This is a genomic window from Streptomyces sp. 8N114 (genome assembly GCF_052245835.1).
In the GTDB taxonomy this organism is placed as follows: Bacteria; Actinomycetota; Actinomycetes; order Streptomycetales; family Streptomycetaceae; genus Streptomyces.
Genome location: NZ_JBQQBT010000013.1, coordinates 77,892 through 91,694, shown reverse-complemented (window position 1 = coordinate 91,694; position 13,803 = coordinate 77,892). Strand labels below are relative to the sequence as shown.

The 13,803-nt window shown below is 68.5% G+C and carries 13 protein-coding genes; 9 read left to right on the top strand and 4 right to left on the bottom strand.

Annotated elements, in window-relative coordinates:
- Positions 1–48 precede the first annotated feature (48 nt).
- From ACTWQF_RS24340 to ACTWQF_RS24330, 3 genes are read left to right on the top strand one after another with little or no spacing between them, the layout of a single operon-like run.
- Entirely contained in the window at positions 49–507 is a 459-nt protein-coding gene (locus tag ACTWQF_RS24340) for a hypothetical protein (RefSeq protein WP_443281771.1), read from the top strand.
- A 42-nt stretch (positions 508–549) separates the two neighbouring features.
- A complete protein-coding gene (locus ACTWQF_RS24335; RefSeq protein ID WP_443281770.1) occupies positions 550–2,646 on the top strand; it encodes a hypothetical protein in 2,097 nt (698 codons plus the stop codon).
- A 7-nt stretch (positions 2,647–2,653) separates the two neighbouring features.
- The gene (locus ACTWQF_RS24330) at positions 2,654–3,211 is read left to right on the top strand and encodes a hypothetical protein (RefSeq protein ID WP_443281769.1); all 558 of its coding nucleotides are present in this window, start codon (positions 2,654–2,656) and stop codon (positions 3,209–3,211) included.
- Positions 3,212–3,519: 308 nt separating this feature from the next.
- Here the strand turns inward: ACTWQF_RS24330 and ACTWQF_RS24325 are convergent, their stop codons facing one another.
- Together ACTWQF_RS24325 and ACTWQF_RS24320 are read right to left on the bottom strand one after the other, a co-directional pair.
- Positions 3,520–4,326 (bottom strand): DUF4232 domain-containing protein, encoded by an 807-nt coding sequence (locus ACTWQF_RS24325; protein ID WP_443281768.1) that lies wholly within the window; start codon positions 4,324–4,326, stop codon positions 3,520–3,522.
- A gap of 129 nt (positions 4,327–4,455) precedes the next feature.
- Positions 4,456–5,172, bottom strand: a complete 717-nt coding sequence (locus tag ACTWQF_RS24320; protein ID WP_443281767.1) for a TetR/AcrR family transcriptional regulator — start codon at positions 5,170–5,172, stop codon at positions 4,456–4,458.
- Positions 5,173–5,560: 388 nt separating this feature from the next.
- Between ACTWQF_RS24320 and ACTWQF_RS24315 the strand changes: the two genes are divergently transcribed.
- The 3 genes from ACTWQF_RS24315 (at position 5,561) to ACTWQF_RS24305 (ending at position 9,856) form a co-directional block, all read left to right on the top strand.
- A complete protein-coding gene (locus ACTWQF_RS24315) occupies positions 5,561–6,937 on the top strand; it encodes an MFS transporter (protein WP_443281853.1) in 1,377 nt (458 codons plus the stop codon).
- Between the two features lie 337 nt (positions 6,938–7,274).
- Positions 7,275–8,750, top strand: a complete 1,476-nt coding sequence (locus tag ACTWQF_RS24310; protein ID WP_443281766.1) for a cytochrome P450 — start codon at positions 7,275–7,277, stop codon at positions 8,748–8,750.
- Positions 8,747–9,856: a cytochrome P450 gene (locus ACTWQF_RS24305; RefSeq protein WP_443281765.1), complete on the top strand. Its 1,110-nt coding sequence runs from the start codon at positions 8,747–8,749 to the stop codon at positions 9,854–9,856. The genes ACTWQF_RS24310 and ACTWQF_RS24305 overlap by 4 nt, the downstream gene beginning before the upstream one ends.
- A 33-nt stretch (positions 9,857–9,889) precedes the next feature.
- Here ACTWQF_RS24305 and ACTWQF_RS24300 read toward each other — a convergent pair whose 3' ends face one another.
- A complete protein-coding gene (locus tag ACTWQF_RS24300) occupies positions 9,890–10,549 on the bottom strand; it encodes a class I SAM-dependent methyltransferase (RefSeq protein ID WP_443281764.1) in 660 nt (219 codons plus the stop codon).
- A gap of 346 nt (positions 10,550–10,895) precedes the next feature.
- Between ACTWQF_RS24300 and ACTWQF_RS24295 the strand changes: the two genes are divergently transcribed.
- On the top strand, positions 10,896–11,375 hold the full coding sequence (locus ACTWQF_RS24295; RefSeq protein WP_443281763.1) for a hypothetical protein: 480 nt from the start codon (positions 10,896–10,898) through the stop codon (positions 11,373–11,375).
- A gap of 369 nt (positions 11,376–11,744) precedes the next feature.
- On the opposite strand, the gene ACTWQF_RS24290 is transcribed toward ACTWQF_RS24295, so the two are convergent.
- The gene (locus tag ACTWQF_RS24290) at positions 11,745–12,314 is read right to left on the bottom strand and encodes a transglycosylase SLT domain-containing protein (protein WP_443276407.1); all 570 of its coding nucleotides are present in this window, start codon (positions 12,312–12,314) and stop codon (positions 11,745–11,747) included.
- Positions 12,315–12,720: 406 nt separating this feature from the next.
- On the opposite strand from ACTWQF_RS24290, the gene ACTWQF_RS24285 reads away from it, so the two are divergent.
- Together ACTWQF_RS24285 and ACTWQF_RS24280 are read left to right on the top strand one after the other, a co-directional pair.
- Complete coding sequence (locus ACTWQF_RS24285) at positions 12,721–13,056, top strand: ArsR/SmtB family transcription factor (RefSeq protein WP_443248634.1); 336 nt, start codon at positions 12,721–12,723, stop codon at positions 13,054–13,056.
- 2 nt (positions 13,057–13,058) lie between these two features.
- Positions 13,059–13,790 carry a cation transporter gene (locus ACTWQF_RS24280; protein ID WP_443281762.1) on the top strand — a complete coding sequence of 244 codons (732 nt, stop codon included), beginning with the start codon at positions 13,059–13,061 and terminating at the stop codon, positions 13,788–13,790.
- The last annotated feature ends 13 nt before the right edge of the window (positions 13,791–13,803 follow it).

Genomic DNA, 13,803 nt, shown 5'->3' with positions numbered 1-13,803 from the left:
TGAGCGCAAGGGTCTGTTGACAGACAAGTTCACAACGGGGAGGCGCTGATGTCGTTCGAGCAGGAATGGGCGACCCACAAGACAGCTGGGGCGGAGGCCGCACGGACTCAGCTGAACGGGGCGGAGACTCCCGACAGCTCCGGAGGCTCGAAGGTCGATCTCACAGTGGAGAGCGACGAGTTGGGGAAGATCGGCGACATGGCCTTCGAGCTGCACGGCCGCGTCCAGAACAAGGCGGACGACGCTCGCGCCGAGACGCACACCGCCGCGATCTACCTGCTCAACGAGGGCGGCCTCGGCGATCTCGCCAACGCCCTGCTGAAGGTGAACGACAACTGGAACACGCAGGTCAGCACCCTCAAGAGCGGCTTCGGTCTGATCTCCAACGGCCTGGACTACACGACCAAGTCCCACGAGAAGCACGAGCAGGACATCGTCCTCGCCATGAACGACGCCTCCAAGATCTCCGAGTACTTCCACAACGACTCCGACACGAAGCACAGCTGAGAGGCATCATCCGTGGCCATCGAAATGGTGTCGTATCGCGACTTGAGCGAACTGAAGTTCGACAAGCTGGACACTGCCATCACCAAGTGGAAGGGCATCAAGGACGAGTTCGACAAGATTGCCACCGGCAAGGGCGAGGGCGCCGATGTCGTCAGGCTGGAGAAGCAGGCCACGAGCGCCCACTGGACGGGCGAGGCCGCCAACACCGGTAAGCCGTTCGTCGTCAAGGTGGCCCGCGAGTTCCACGACGCGGCGGACGAGGCCAAGAGCATCCACCAGGCGATCAAGCTTGCCCGCCAGCGGATGCACAAGCACCAGTCGGACCTGCACAAGGTCGTCGAGGACCTCCGCGCCGACGGCCTGCTCGTCGCGAGTGACGGCACGATCACCGACTCCATGTGCTACGCCGATGAGGCAAAGCAGAAAGCGTCGGACAAGAAAGTCAAAGCGGCCAAGGTGCAGATCGAGAAGATACTCCGAGCCGCTGCCGCGACACAGCACAACCTCGCCGATGGTCTGAGGCAGCTGGTGAAGAACGCGCACGACTTCTCCGGCGCCAACTGGGACAGCTACGAGGACATCCAGAGGGTCACCGGCGGCGCTGACGCCAAGAAGGCCGCCGACCTGATCAAGAAGCTGTCCAAGGAAGCAGCGGACGATGACGACATCACCATGACCAACCTTGACGCGCTCAACGACCTGGCCGAAATCCAGCGGAACAACCCGGGGTTCGCGGAGGGGCTGGCCAAGCAGCTGTCGCCGAAGGAAACCCTGGAGTTCTGGCGGATGATGCCCGGCGATGGCCTCGAGGTCAAAGCCGACAGCGCGAAGGGCAAGGAGCTGTCACGGCTGCGGGACAACCTGGGCATGACGCTCGCGACCGCGTCCCGGGAAAAGAGCCCGGAGATGATGAAGTGGAAGCAGGACCTCATCAACCTGGGCAACAAGCCGATCGGACGCCCGGGCGAGGACCTCCCCAACGGCCCGTTCGGCTTCCAGGTCATGGGCAGCCTGATGGGCAAGGGCAAGTTCGACACGGACTTCCTGCGCGACTACGAGAAGGAGCTCCGCACCTTCGACAAAGGGATCGGGCAGAAGGGCAGAGTGTGGCCCATCATGATGTATCAGAACACCGACCTCGATCCCGCCCACCAGGGGGAACGCAGCGCAGACCCGATGACCGGCTTCCTCAAGGCAGTCAGTCACAACCCGGAGTTCGCGACCGACCTGTTCAAGGACAAGGAAGCGGCCGACTACTACCTCAACGACCGGGAGTTCGTCCCCGAGGACTCGCTCTCCCCGAACCGCGCCGCCGAGGCCCTGGGCGATGCCCTCTACGCGGGCGGCAGCGGGCTCAACCCCGACGACCCGGACGCCAAGTACGCCGAGCACACCGGGCCGCAGAACGAGGCATTCCACAACATCTTCGACCGCCTCGCGGCGAAGAAGGACGACCTGATGCCCGAGCTGCGCGGGGACGTGGCACATCTCCTCGGCAATCACGGCACGGAAGTGCACGCCACGATGAGCGCCCCCCTGGGCGAGGGCCCGCTGGACGAGGCGAAGCTGCTGGAGCTCAGCAAGCAGGTGTCCCAGACTCCGGAGGGTTACGCAATCCTCAATGAGTCCATGAACCGGGCCATCGTCAACGACATCGTGACCGAGACGAAGGACCCCTCGGACGCCATCACCCGCAGCGGGCGCACCATGGGCTTCCTGGAGGAGGCCCGTCATCAGGCAATCGCCGACCAGAGCGCGGACGAACAGAAGAAAGCCGGGTGGAAGAGCTTCGGGACGTACGCCGGGGCGGCCACAGCGTTGAGGCTCATCCCCCCAATCGCCCCGGTCGCCGGGCATCTCGATCTCACTGCGTTCGCCTTGAGCAGGGCATACACCGAGGACGAGCAGGCCCGTATCGCCGCCGACGGGACCCTGAAGAACATCGAGGCCAGCAAGGCGCGCACCAACCAGCTCACCGAGCTCGCGAAGCTGTGGCAGGAGCAGCACGGCGACTGGGCCGACCCTCCGGGGACCGCCAACGACCGCGAGGGCTACGTCACGGACTACGGAGTGAAGGACCAGTTCGGCAGGGCGGCCGACCATGGCAAGGACGAGGCAGAGCGCATTGCGGGAAGGTAGTCGGCCAGTGCACGGAAGGCTGACACGGCGGGGGTCGGGAGCCGCAGCTCTCGCCCTCGCTCTCGCCCTGTTCGCCGTCGGCTGCTCCGACGACGGGCGGGAGTTCGCCGTTCCGAAGAAGGTCTGCGGAACCTCCGTCGAACAGAGCGTGCTCAGCCCCCTCCTGCCGCCCGACGGCAAGAAGCTCAAGGAGGCCGACCGCACGCTGGTGACGTCCGACACCGGGTGCACCATCGAGGTGGACGGCCGCGACGCGGTCACCTTCGGCCGGACCGGCTTGAACGAGCGAGTGGATCCCGTCACGACTCTGAAGGAGGACACGCTCAAGCACGTGACGCCGCTGCGCGGCCTTCCGGTGCCCGGCAGGGGCGCGTTCGCCGACCGTGGCGCGGTGGTCGCAGCGGAGTGCGGCACCAAGGGCGCGAAGTACCTCCTGCTGGAGTTTCGGTTCGGCGACCTGGACCACCAGTACCCCGAAGACGTCAAGGACCGCCGCAAGGCCATCCAGCGATTCGTCAAGGACGTCACCCCGAACGCCGTGAAGGAGAAGCACTGCACCACTTAGCGACAGCGTGGATGCCGTGGTGACGAGTGCCCCCGCACCGGCCGACTCGGGTAGGGAGCCGGGCGGCGCGGGGGCACAGTTGCGGGTGGAGCGCGGCCGACCGGCGTACGGGTCCCTCGCTCGGAGGTGAGGGGAGTCCCGGACGTCGGCACGGGGTTCGGCCGCGCTCCTTCCCTGGCCCCTCCGCGCTACGCACACCCGGTGCGCACCCTCGCCAGGGCCGTTCCGAGGGGCACCGAGCGGTGCTGCGGAGGGGATGACGGGGCCGGCCACCGGCTGAGAGAGCCCCGTCGGTCCTGGAAGGCGGGTCAGCTGCCGGTGCCTGCGGAGAGCGGGCCGACCTTCGGCACGGACGCCTTGCCGGTTGCCGAGACCGGACCGCCGGACCAGTCGACGCGGATGGAGGCCCGCTGGTCGGGCGGGGTGATGAGCGCGGAGTCCGGAGTGACGGTCGGGACGTCGGTCATCTCGGGGTTGGTGTACGAGAGCGGCGCCCAGGCGCTCTTGCCGGGGGACAGCTCGACCGTCCGCGTCGTCGCTCCACTGCCGTCGCGCTCCGGGTCGAGGGAGACCTGGTCGCCGTCGCTGTTCAGGAAGGCGAACCCGGGGAAACCGTGGACCGTGCAGGTGCTCCCGGACTTGTTGGTGAGAACGATCGCGAAGTTCTCCTGGCCAGCGCCCGGGTGGTTGGGGCCGATCGACCCCTTCAGGTCCTCGGCCGTACAGGCGGAGCCCGAGGTGCTGGAGCCGGTGTGCGCGCTGTCCTTGCCCGTGCTGCCGCTCTTCGAGGACGCGGAGCCGGAGGTCTTCAGGCCGCCACCGGTGCTGCCGCCGTTCCCACTGCCCCCGCTTGTGCCGCCGCCGTCCGTGCCGGCGCCGTCCGCTGTCTTGTGGGACGAGCCCGCAGGTGCGGCGTTCCGGCCGGTCTTGTCCGAGGCGTCGCTGTCCTTGTCCCCGCAGCCCGCCAGCAGACCCCCCGCCGCCAGCGCTGCGGCAGCGGCCACGACGACCCGCGCAGGACGACCGGACCAGCTCCGCGACGGGGCCCGGCGGGCGCCCGTCCCTGCGGCCCCCTGAGCGCTCTCTCCGGTGGTCAGGTCCTCGTTACGTGTCATGGCTGCCGTTCAACCTCCCTGCCTGGTGCTGTCCTCCGTCATCGGGCCGTACACAGGGTTCGATGACGGGTCCGGCAGCAAAGTTCACGGGAATCGAAGATTTTTTTCGTCGAGGCGGCCCCTCGTGGCTCAGCGCCGGGAGCCCGACTCGATTCCGTCGAGGAGGAATTCCAGTCCGAGCCGGAAGTTGGCGTCCCAGTCGTCGTCGGCGATGTAGTTGTTCGCGGCGACGGTCGGGTACTGCTCGCGCCGGGCCTCCAGATACTCCTGCCCCATCCGGGTCTCCTCGGCGGAGAGTTGCAGGCTGGACTGGGTGGCGGTGGCGCCCATCACGTGGTTGTAGAGCGCCCATGTCGCCGCGTTGAGCCGCTTGCCGGTCAGTCCGGCGCGCACCAGCGCGGTCTGGAGGAACTCCATCCATGCCAGGAAGTTGGGCCCCATGAGCGGCCGTTGACGTGCGGGGACGGTGGCCGCCCAGGGGTGCTGGAGCATCGCCTTGCGCCAGTCGTTGACGAGGGTTGCGATGTCGTCGCGCGCGCTCTCGGTGTGCCGGTCCGGAACCTGGGTCTCCCCGAAGATGGCATCGACCGCGAGATCGACGACATCGTCCTTGGTCGCCACGTGCCAGTACAGCGTGGTCGCACCCACCTGGAGCCGTTCGGCCAGCCGCCGCATCGTCAACCGGCCCATGCCCTCGTCGTCCAGCAGCGCGACAGCGGCCTCGACGATGCGTGCCCGGGTCAGCGGAGGCTCGCCCTTGTTCTCCCGCGAGGCCCGCAGCCAGACGTTACCGGCCCTCCCGCCGGACCGGCTCTTGGTGCGCTCTTTGTCTGCGATGACGTTCACCTCCGAAATCACACGGCTTGGGCTCCGGCGCAGTAGGCCGCACCGAGTGTGCACTGGAGTCTCGCATGCCTGGACTCCCGGTCGGTGCCAGGTGGTTGCCACCCTCCGGCCGGGTCGCGTTCCCACTTTTTGAAAAATTTCCAACTTCCCCCGCTGACAAGCGAGTTCGGCACTGCGCGGACCCCCTCCGGGCGCCCCCGCGACGGCCTTCCGTCATGTCCCGCTGCGCTGAGCCGTAGTAGAGTCCCCGACCACTAGACCAACGTTCGAGTGACCCGACCATAGTGCGAGTGTGACTGTGACAGACATAAAGCAAGAAGCCCCAGCTCCCCCCGCTCGGTCCGCGAAACGCTGGTGGACTCTCCCCGTGGTGAGCCTCGCTCAGCTGATGGTCGTGCTGGACGCGACCATCGTGAACATCGCCCTTCCATCGGCCCAGCAGGACCTGGGGATGGCGGACGCCGACCGGCACTGGGTGATCACGGCGTACGCGCTGGCCTTCGGCGGTCTGCTGCTGGTGGGCGGCCGGGTCTGCGGTGCCCTGGGCCATCGGCGCTCCTTCGCCCTCAGCCTGGTCGGCTTCGCCGCGGCCTCCGCTCTCGGCGGCGCGGCGGACTCCGCGGGCATGCTGTTCGCCGCCCGCGCGGCACAAGGCGTCTTCGCCGCTGTCCTGGCGCCGGCCGCGCTGTCGCTGCTGATCCTGACCTTCACCGACGGGCGTGAGCGCGGGAAAGCCTTCGGCGTCTTCGCCGGGGTGGGCGCCGGCGGCGCGGCACTCGGCGTGGTGGCAGGCGGCCTGCTCACCGAGTACGCCGACTGGCGCTGGTGCCTCTACATCAACGTCCCCATGGCCGCGATCGCGCTGCTCGGCGTGCCTCTCGTCGGCCGGGACCGGCCCAGCGGGACCCTCCGTCATCTGGACGTCCCGGGAGTGCTGCTCAGCGTGGCCGGGCTCGTCTGCCTGGTCTACGGCTTCACCCAGGCCGAACCGCACGGCTGGGACGACGCGAAGGTCCTGGCGCTGCTGATCGGCGGGGTGGTGCTGCTGGCGCTGTTCGTTGTGGTCGAGGCCCGGACGGGACATCCGCTGCTGCCGTTGCACATCCTGGCCCACCGCAAGCGGGGCACCGCGTTCGTCTCCGTCTGCGTGATGTTCGTCGCGATGTTCGGCTTCTACCTCTTCGTGAGCTACTACACCCAGACGATCCTGGGCTACTCGCCCGTCAAGGCGGGCATGACGCTCCTGGTGAACGCCGTCAGCACCACCGTCGGCGCGATGCTGATCGCCGGGAAACTGCACCGGCGCGTCGCCCAGAGCGTCCTGATCGCGGGCAGCCTGCTGTCCTCAGCGCTCGGCATGCTGATCCTCACCCGGCTCGAAGTGGACAGCTCGAACGTCTTCGCGGCCTATCTGACCCCGTCCATGGTCCTGACCGGCCTCGGGCTGGGCTGCCTGTTGGCGGCAGCCACCGACATGGCGACGGCGGAGCTCGGTCCCGCCGAAGCGGGTGTCGCCTCGGCCTCGTACAACACGGTGCAGCAAGTGGGCGCCGCGTTCGGCACCGCGTTGCTCAACTCGATCGCGACCAGCGTGACCGGCTCGTATCTCAAGGAACACGGGAACGGCAGGGCAGCCGTCAACGCCGGCACCGTGCACGGCTACACGGTTGCGCTGTGGGTGGCCTTCGGCATCCTCCTCGCCGGAGCACTGGCCGTCGCCCTGTTCTCCCGAGGCGAGCGGCACGCCGACCAGGTGCGTACCTGAGACCCCGGCCATGAAGCGGAGCAACAGGGCCGGGCGCGCACGTCTCCGCGAGCTTCACAGTGCTCACCGGTGAGAAGGGCTCTACGAGAATCTGATCACCCCGGACACCGTCTCCACCACAGCGCCTGGCACCACCGAGACCTTCGGACTGAAGGGGCCCTACGGCGGTGAGATCCAGGTCCAGAGCACGGCGACCCACCCGGCGTCCTTCGTCGACCCCGGCGGGGACAAAGCGATGGCGCCCGCGGCGTCGATGTGGCGGGCTGACCGGCTCATGTTGCGGAGCTGTTGCGTTCCACGCTAGTAGCGTTCGAGATACCGTTCACGGTTGCCTCAGGTGACCACCGCCGACAGGATGATCGCTGTGTCAACTAATGCCTCGACAAACCCCTTTGGTGAAGCCTGGCCATACGCGCGTACGCCGTGGCCCGAACGCAGCGCCCCGCTCTACGGCCAGAACTTCGCCAGTGACCCGTTCTCCTATTACGAAAGTCTCCGCAAAACCTTCGGCGCCGTGGCCCCGGTGACGCTGGAGGAGACCGGAGCCTTCCGTGGGTATCTGATCCTGGACCACGCCTACCAGCTGGAGATCCTCCAGAACCGCGGCCATGTGTGGACGCGCGACTCCCGCTGGTACCGCGACTTCGCAGAAGGCGCACTGCCGCCCCATCCGCTGGTCCCCCAGTTCGCCTACCGGCGCAGCCGCCTCAACGCCGAGGGCATGGAGCACGCACGTCTCTCCGGCCCCGGCAACAAGGCGCTGGCCGAGCTCGACCTGCTCCGGACCCGCATCCTCATCGAAGACCTCGCCGAGCAGCTCATCACCTCGTTCTTCCCCGAGGGAGGGCCCGCGGAGTGGAACCAGGTCGACATCCTCGACCAGTACGCGCTGCAACTGCCGCTGTTGGTGATGATGCGGCTGATGGGCATGGACGAGGGCAGCGCGCTGGCCACCGGCAACGCCATCCACGAGATGCTCAGCGGCGGACCGGGTGCCCATCGTGCCGCCGCCGAACTCGACTCGCGGATGCGGGCCCTGGTCGAGGAGAAGCAGCGCGACCCGGGGCCCGACCTCGTCTCCTGGATGCACCACTACAACCGGGACTTGCAGCTGGGACTGGACACACACGAACTGAGCGAGGACGTGTGGCTCCAGATCGTCGCAGGGCGCGGCGCCAGCACGACCTGGATCTGCAACACCGTTCTGGAGCTGCTGACCAATCCGGATCTCAACTCCGACGTCATCGCCGGGCGCTGCCAGATGGAGGAGGCGATGAACCGCGTCATGTGGGTCAACGCTCCCATCCAGAACCTCATCGGCCGCTGGGCCACCCAGGACACCATGCTGGGCGGCTACCACGTCAACTGCGGTGACATGGCGATCATCTGTCTCGGTGCGACCGGTGCGGACCCGACGATGCTGTCGGCCAGCTTCGATGTCTCCCGTACCAACAGGTCGCATCTGGCCTGGGGTGCGGGCTCCCACGGATGTCCGGCACCCGACCTCGGTACGCTCATCGTCCGGACCGGGCTGGAAGTCCTGTGGAACAGGCTGCCGGGCATGCGGATGGCCGTCGCCAAGGAGAGCCTCACCTGGGACCTGCCCTATGTCGCGCGGTCCCCCACCGCGCTTCCGGTGATATTCCCTCTCCCCCCGATGCCCGTGACGAATGGACAGCAGTGGACAGCACAGCACAGCTTTATCTCGAACCCGCCCCGGCCGATCTCTACGGAACCGAAGGAGCGGCCCTCCGAGCCGCAGGGCCGGTTGCCACTGTGGCGCTCCCTGGTGGCGTGGTGGCCAAAGCGGTGACGACCCGGGAGGCGGGCGCCCTGGTGCTGGGCGACCCCCGCTTCTCCAAGGACATCCGGCACTGGGGCGCGCACGCGCGCGGGGAGATACCCGCGGACTGGCCGCTGCTGTTCATCGTGGAGGGCAAGGGTCTGCTCACCACCGACGGCGACACCCACCGGCGACTGCGGCTGCCCATCCAGCGCGCCATCTCGCCCCGCCGTGTGCAGGCGCTGCGTCCCCGGATCGAGGCCATCGCCGACCGGCTGCTGGCGGAACTCGCCGCCGTGCCCGCCGGTCAGGAGACGGACCTGCACCGGGGCTTCGCGCTGCCGCTGCCGCTGGACGTCATCTGCTCGCTGCTCGGCGTTCCCGAAGACGGCACGCTGCGCCAGGAGTTGCACGAGCTGTCGGCTGCGGCGATGAACTCCGAGGCCGCCGCCGAAGAGGTGCAGGCGACTGTCGGGCAGCGCTTCCCGGCGACGCTGATGTCCCTGATCGAGCAGAAGCGCGCCCGCGGCGACCAGGATGACCTCACGATGGACCTCGTCGCCGCCATGGACGAGGGGGAGCTGACCGAGGCCGAGGTCATCGGGAATCTTGTGATCACCGTCATCGGTGGGCACGAGACAACGGCCAACCTGATCTGCCACGCCGTCAGGGGGCTGCTGACGCACCCTGAGACGCTGGAGGCCGCCAGGGCCCGGCAGGACGCGGGCGAGAACCCGTGGCCCGACATCGTGGAAGAGGCACTCCGCTGGGAGTCCCCCAGCCGCAACATCATGTTCCGGTATGCCACCGAGGACGTGGCCGTGGAGGGGGAGGTCATCCGGGAGGGAGAGGCGGTGCTGGTGCCGCTGCCGGCCATCCAGCGCTGCCCGCATGCCTTCCCCGACCCCGACCCCGAGGTCTTCGCCCCCGACCGGGCGAACGCCTCCCGGCACCTCGCCTTCGGTGTCGGCCCGCACCGCTGCCCCGGCGCTTCCCTCGCCAGGCTGGAGGCCGAGATCGCCCTGCCGCGGCTGTTCGCGGCCTTCCCCGGGCTCGCGCTCACCTCCAGACCGGCGCCCCGCGTACCGTCCCTGGGCATCAACGGCTACCAGGAACTGCCGGTCATGCTGCGCTAACGGGCCCTGTCGTACCGACAGACCCTGCCGCGCTCAGGCGTCCGCGCGCCACACGAGCGTGTACCGCCAGAACAGCCGTCGACGCAGCCGGGCACCCGGCAGGACGGAACGGGCTTCCCGGACGATCTCCGGAAAGCTCATCTCCGGCTGCCGGGTCACGGCGGTCATCGAGGGCGGGCGCGGCACCGTACGGCCCCTGCTCCGGTACCAGCCGACGGCCGCGTTCAGCGGAGCGGCGACGGCGGCCAGGAGGTGGTCGCCGACGGTCTGCTCACGTGCGCAGCCGACGACGATCAGCGTTCCCCCGGGAGCCAGTTGCCGGCGTAGGTGCGTAACTGCCTCGGTGAACGGCAGGTGGTGCAGGACCGCGACGCAGGTGATCACGTCGTAGGGCCCGGCGGGGGTCCCGGCCGACGCGTCCGCGACGGTGAAGTTCACCGGTGCCGTCGCGGGCGTCACCTCGCGGGCCCGCGCGACGATCGCCGGGTCGGAGTCGATCGCCTCCACTTCGTCGGCACGCCTCGCCAGGAGCCTGGCGAGGTCGCCGCTGCCGCAGCCGACGTCCAGGGCACGGCCGAACCGCCGGGGAAGCTGCCGCAGGATCCACCGGTGGTAGTGGGCGTTGTGGTCCCACGGGTGAGCGGCGTTGAAGCGGTCCAGTGCGCGCAGGACGCGGTGCAGCAGCGTCGTCATGAGGGCAGTCCATCATGACGACGCTGACGATCAACTCCCGGCCGCTGCTTGTACGTACGGGGGCCGCCCTGTGGGTACGGCGGCTGTCTTTGCGTACGGCGGGCCGGTTCAGGCTGGGGCGGGGACCTGGTCCGGCGTGGCCTGCTCCGCCGACGCCGACCAGGACCGGGTCGAGTACGGCTCCGGATACGGCTCCGCAGTGCCCGGCCGGTAACTCCGGTCCACAATTCAACAGTTACACGGTTCAAGCCATCGCCACGCGCCCCGTGGAGTCGCATCCTTACCACAGGGCCAGGGCCGCGGTCTGTCAGTAGCGGGTCCTGCACGTCGAGGAGGGAACACATCGATGGCCATACCCGTGTGCTCGCTGATTTTGAACGAACACCAGAGAATCGCCGGCGACGGCGACTACCACGTGGTGCGCTTCCCGTTCGGCGGGGGCGAATCGTACGACGCCGAGGGCATGCACCAGGTGCAACAGCCGGACGGCTACGAGGTCACCGACTGGCGCACCGACGACCGGTCCGGCCTGATCTGGCCCTCCGTCGGCGGCTGGGGCGTCTTCACGGTCATGATCCAGTGGGAGGCCGGAAACTACAGCGAACTACGCGACCAGCTCGTACGCGACCCGCTCGGTCTCACCGACAACCCGGTCGACACGACAGCGACCGATCACAGGCGCCCCTCCCCCGGCATGCAGGCGTTCACCAAACACCACGAGCTTTTCGTGCACCCGGACGTGCCGCTGGCCATCCGCGTCTCCCACAACGACTCCGGGTCCCGGGATCTCGTGCACGCGCAGTTCAAGCTCGCCATCCACACCTGACGCCCCCTCCACCGCCCCGCCTCGCGTACACCGCGCCCCGCACGAGCTCTGCTGCGCTTCCTGCGCTTCCCTGGCGCGGGAAATTCGGCTGAACGCGCGGCGACTTGGGGCTACGGTGGGCGAAGCCATGCGGCCCAGGTGCGCAGGTAGGGGATACTTCCACTGTTAATGGGGCGGTTGCGGGTTCAAGTCCCGTCGGACGCCCAGGCGTCCGTAGCTCAATCGGCAGAGCACCACACGTCTCCCCCACCGACTTCGACCTCTGGGCCCCACATGCGCCCGGTCTCTGCAGAGACGAGGAGCGGGTGGGAGGTGTTCCTCCCACCCGCTCCTGTTCGCATGCGCGGCGGTCTGTGTTTATGTCGTGGCTCAGTAGGCGGAGTCGACGTTGTCCATGGTGCCGTAGCGGTCGGCTGCGTAGTTGCAGGCGGCGACGATGTTGGCTACGGGGTCGGTGAGTTTGTCGGGGGTGCCTTCGACGTGGTAGCGGTCGAAGGTGGGCTGGATCACCTGGAGCAGGCCCTTGGAGGGGGTGCCCTTCTTGGCGTTGATGTCCCAGTCGTTGATCGCGTTGGGGTCGCCGGCCGACTCGCGGATGATGTTGCGCTTGATGCCGTCGTAGGAGCCGGGGATGTCGTGCTTGGCCATGATGGCGCGTGCCTCGCGGATCCAGCCGTCCAGGTTGTCCGCGTACTTGCCGTCGGCCTGCTGGTCGTCCGCCTTCTGCGCCTTCTTTGCGTGTGCGGCCTGCGTGCTCACGTGCTGCGCGGTCGAGGCGGCGCTTTCGATCGCTGCGGGCTTGGCGGCGGGCTTGGCGGGGGCCTGGGTGGCGTGGGCGGTTCCGGCCAGCGTGGTGGCGGCGATACCGGCCGCGCCCAGCGCGGTCAGGCCGGTGGTGGCGATACGGGCGGGCTTGAGGGTACGCAGGGCGTTACGCATGCGAGCGGGGAGCCTTTCGTGGGGGGACGTTCCGGCCGCGCGTCCCGGGAGTGGTGCGTTGTCCCGGTCTTGTCGCGGCCTGGCACCCACCCTGGGAACCGGCTCCCCCACCCGGCAAATATGTGACGTACGATCCAGAATCGGAACAATCCGGACAGAGGGTCGACGACTTCCCGCCCACCCCAGGTCAGAGCAACGCAGACATACGAAGCTGCTACGTAAGTGATCTGGGTCCTATGGGCGCCCTCACAATCCACCCCGCCCGAACCCCCACCCCGGACACCCTCTGGACGGCAATTGCGTACGCAGCGCTACGGCGCAGCCCCGGGGCCGCGACTCGCTGCGCGATCTTGAGCAGCAATCATTCATGATTCCCTGAATTCAGGATCCCGTGTATCGTCAGAGCATGCTGACCATTGCCACCGACATCGAGGTGCTGGCCCGGTTCGGACGTGCGCTCGCCGATCCGATCCGCTGTCGGCTGCTGCTCGCCCTGCGCGATGCCCCGGCCTACCCGTCCGACCTCGCCGACACGCTCGGCATCTCCCGTACCCGGCTGTCGAACCACCTGGCGTGCCTGCGCGACTGCGGACTGGTCGTCACGACGCCCGACGGGCGCCGTACGCGCTACGAGCTGGCCGACGAACGGCTCGGTCACGCGCTGGACGACCTGCGTAACGCCGTGGTGGCGGTGGAGAGCGACCGCGCGTGCGAGGACGCCGACGAGAAGGGATGCTGCTGACCATGACGGCGGAGATATCCCTCGCCCTCGGCCCGGGGGCGGCACGGCGCGACGTGTTGACCCACCGAATACGGCTGCTGGTCGCCGCGACGCTCGCCTACAACGCCATCGAGGCCGTTGTCGCCCTCACAGCCGGTGCCCTCGCCTCCTCCGCCGCGTTGGTCGGCTTCGGTCTGGACTCCGTGATCGAGGTCTCCTCCGCCGCGGCGGTCGCCTGGCAGTTCTCCGCCCGTGAGCACGCCGTGCAGGAGGCGCGGGAGAAGACCACGCTGCGGATCATCGCGGGCTCGTTCTTCGCGCTCGCCGGCTACGTTGCCGTGGACGCGGTCCGCACCCTCATCGGTGGTGGCGAAGCGGAGCGTTCGGTCCCCGGCATCGTGCTCGCGGCACTGTCGCTGGCCGTGATGCCGTTCCTGTCCGCCGCCCAGCGGAAAGCCGGACGGGAGCTCGGCTCCGCCTCCGCCGTCGCGGACTCCAAGCAGACACTGCTGTGCACCTACCTGTCCGCTGTACTGCTGGTCGGGCTCGTCCTCAACGCCACGCTGGGCTGGTCCTGGGCGGATCCGGTCGCAGCTCTGGCCATCGCCGCCGTCGCGATCAAGGAGGGCCGGGACGCCTGGCAAGGCAAGGGGTGCTGCGCGAGCCCCACCGCCACGGTGGCCCAGCAGCCCCCGGGGGCCGAGACTGCGACTGACGCCTGCGGCTGCCGCCCCGGCTGCGACTGCTGCGGCTGATCCCCTACGGCAA

What these genes read in the sequence shown, in the direction of transcription:
- ACTWQF_RS24295 (WP_443281763.1), top strand. Translation starts at nt 10,896, where the DNA reads ATGGCCATACCCGTGTGCTCGCTGATTTTGAACGAACACCAGAGAATC.
- ACTWQF_RS24290 (WP_443276407.1), bottom strand. Translation starts at nt 12,314, where the DNA reads ATGCGTAACGCCCTGCGTACCCTCAAGCCCGCCCGTATCGCCACCACC.
- ACTWQF_RS24285 (WP_443248634.1), top strand. Translation starts at nt 12,721, where the DNA reads ATGCTGACCATTGCCACCGACATCGAGGTGCTGGCCCGGTTCGGACGT.
- ACTWQF_RS24340 (WP_443281771.1), top strand. Translation starts at nt 49, where the DNA reads ATGTCGTTCGAGCAGGAATGGGCGACCCACAAGACAGCTGGGGCGGAG.
- ACTWQF_RS24315 (WP_443281853.1), top strand. Translation starts at nt 5,561, where the DNA reads ATGGTCGTGCTGGACGCGACCATCGTGAACATCGCCCTTCCATCGGCC.
- ACTWQF_RS24280 (WP_443281762.1), top strand. Translation starts at nt 13,059, where the DNA reads ATGACGGCGGAGATATCCCTCGCCCTCGGCCCGGGGGCGGCACGGCGC.
- ACTWQF_RS24300 (WP_443281764.1), bottom strand. Translation starts at nt 10,549, where the DNA reads ATGACGACGCTGCTGCACCGCGTCCTGCGCGCACTGGACCGCTTCAAC.
- ACTWQF_RS24325 (WP_443281768.1), bottom strand. Translation starts at nt 4,326, where the DNA reads ATGACACGTAACGAGGACCTGACCACCGGAGAGAGCGCTCAGGGGGCC.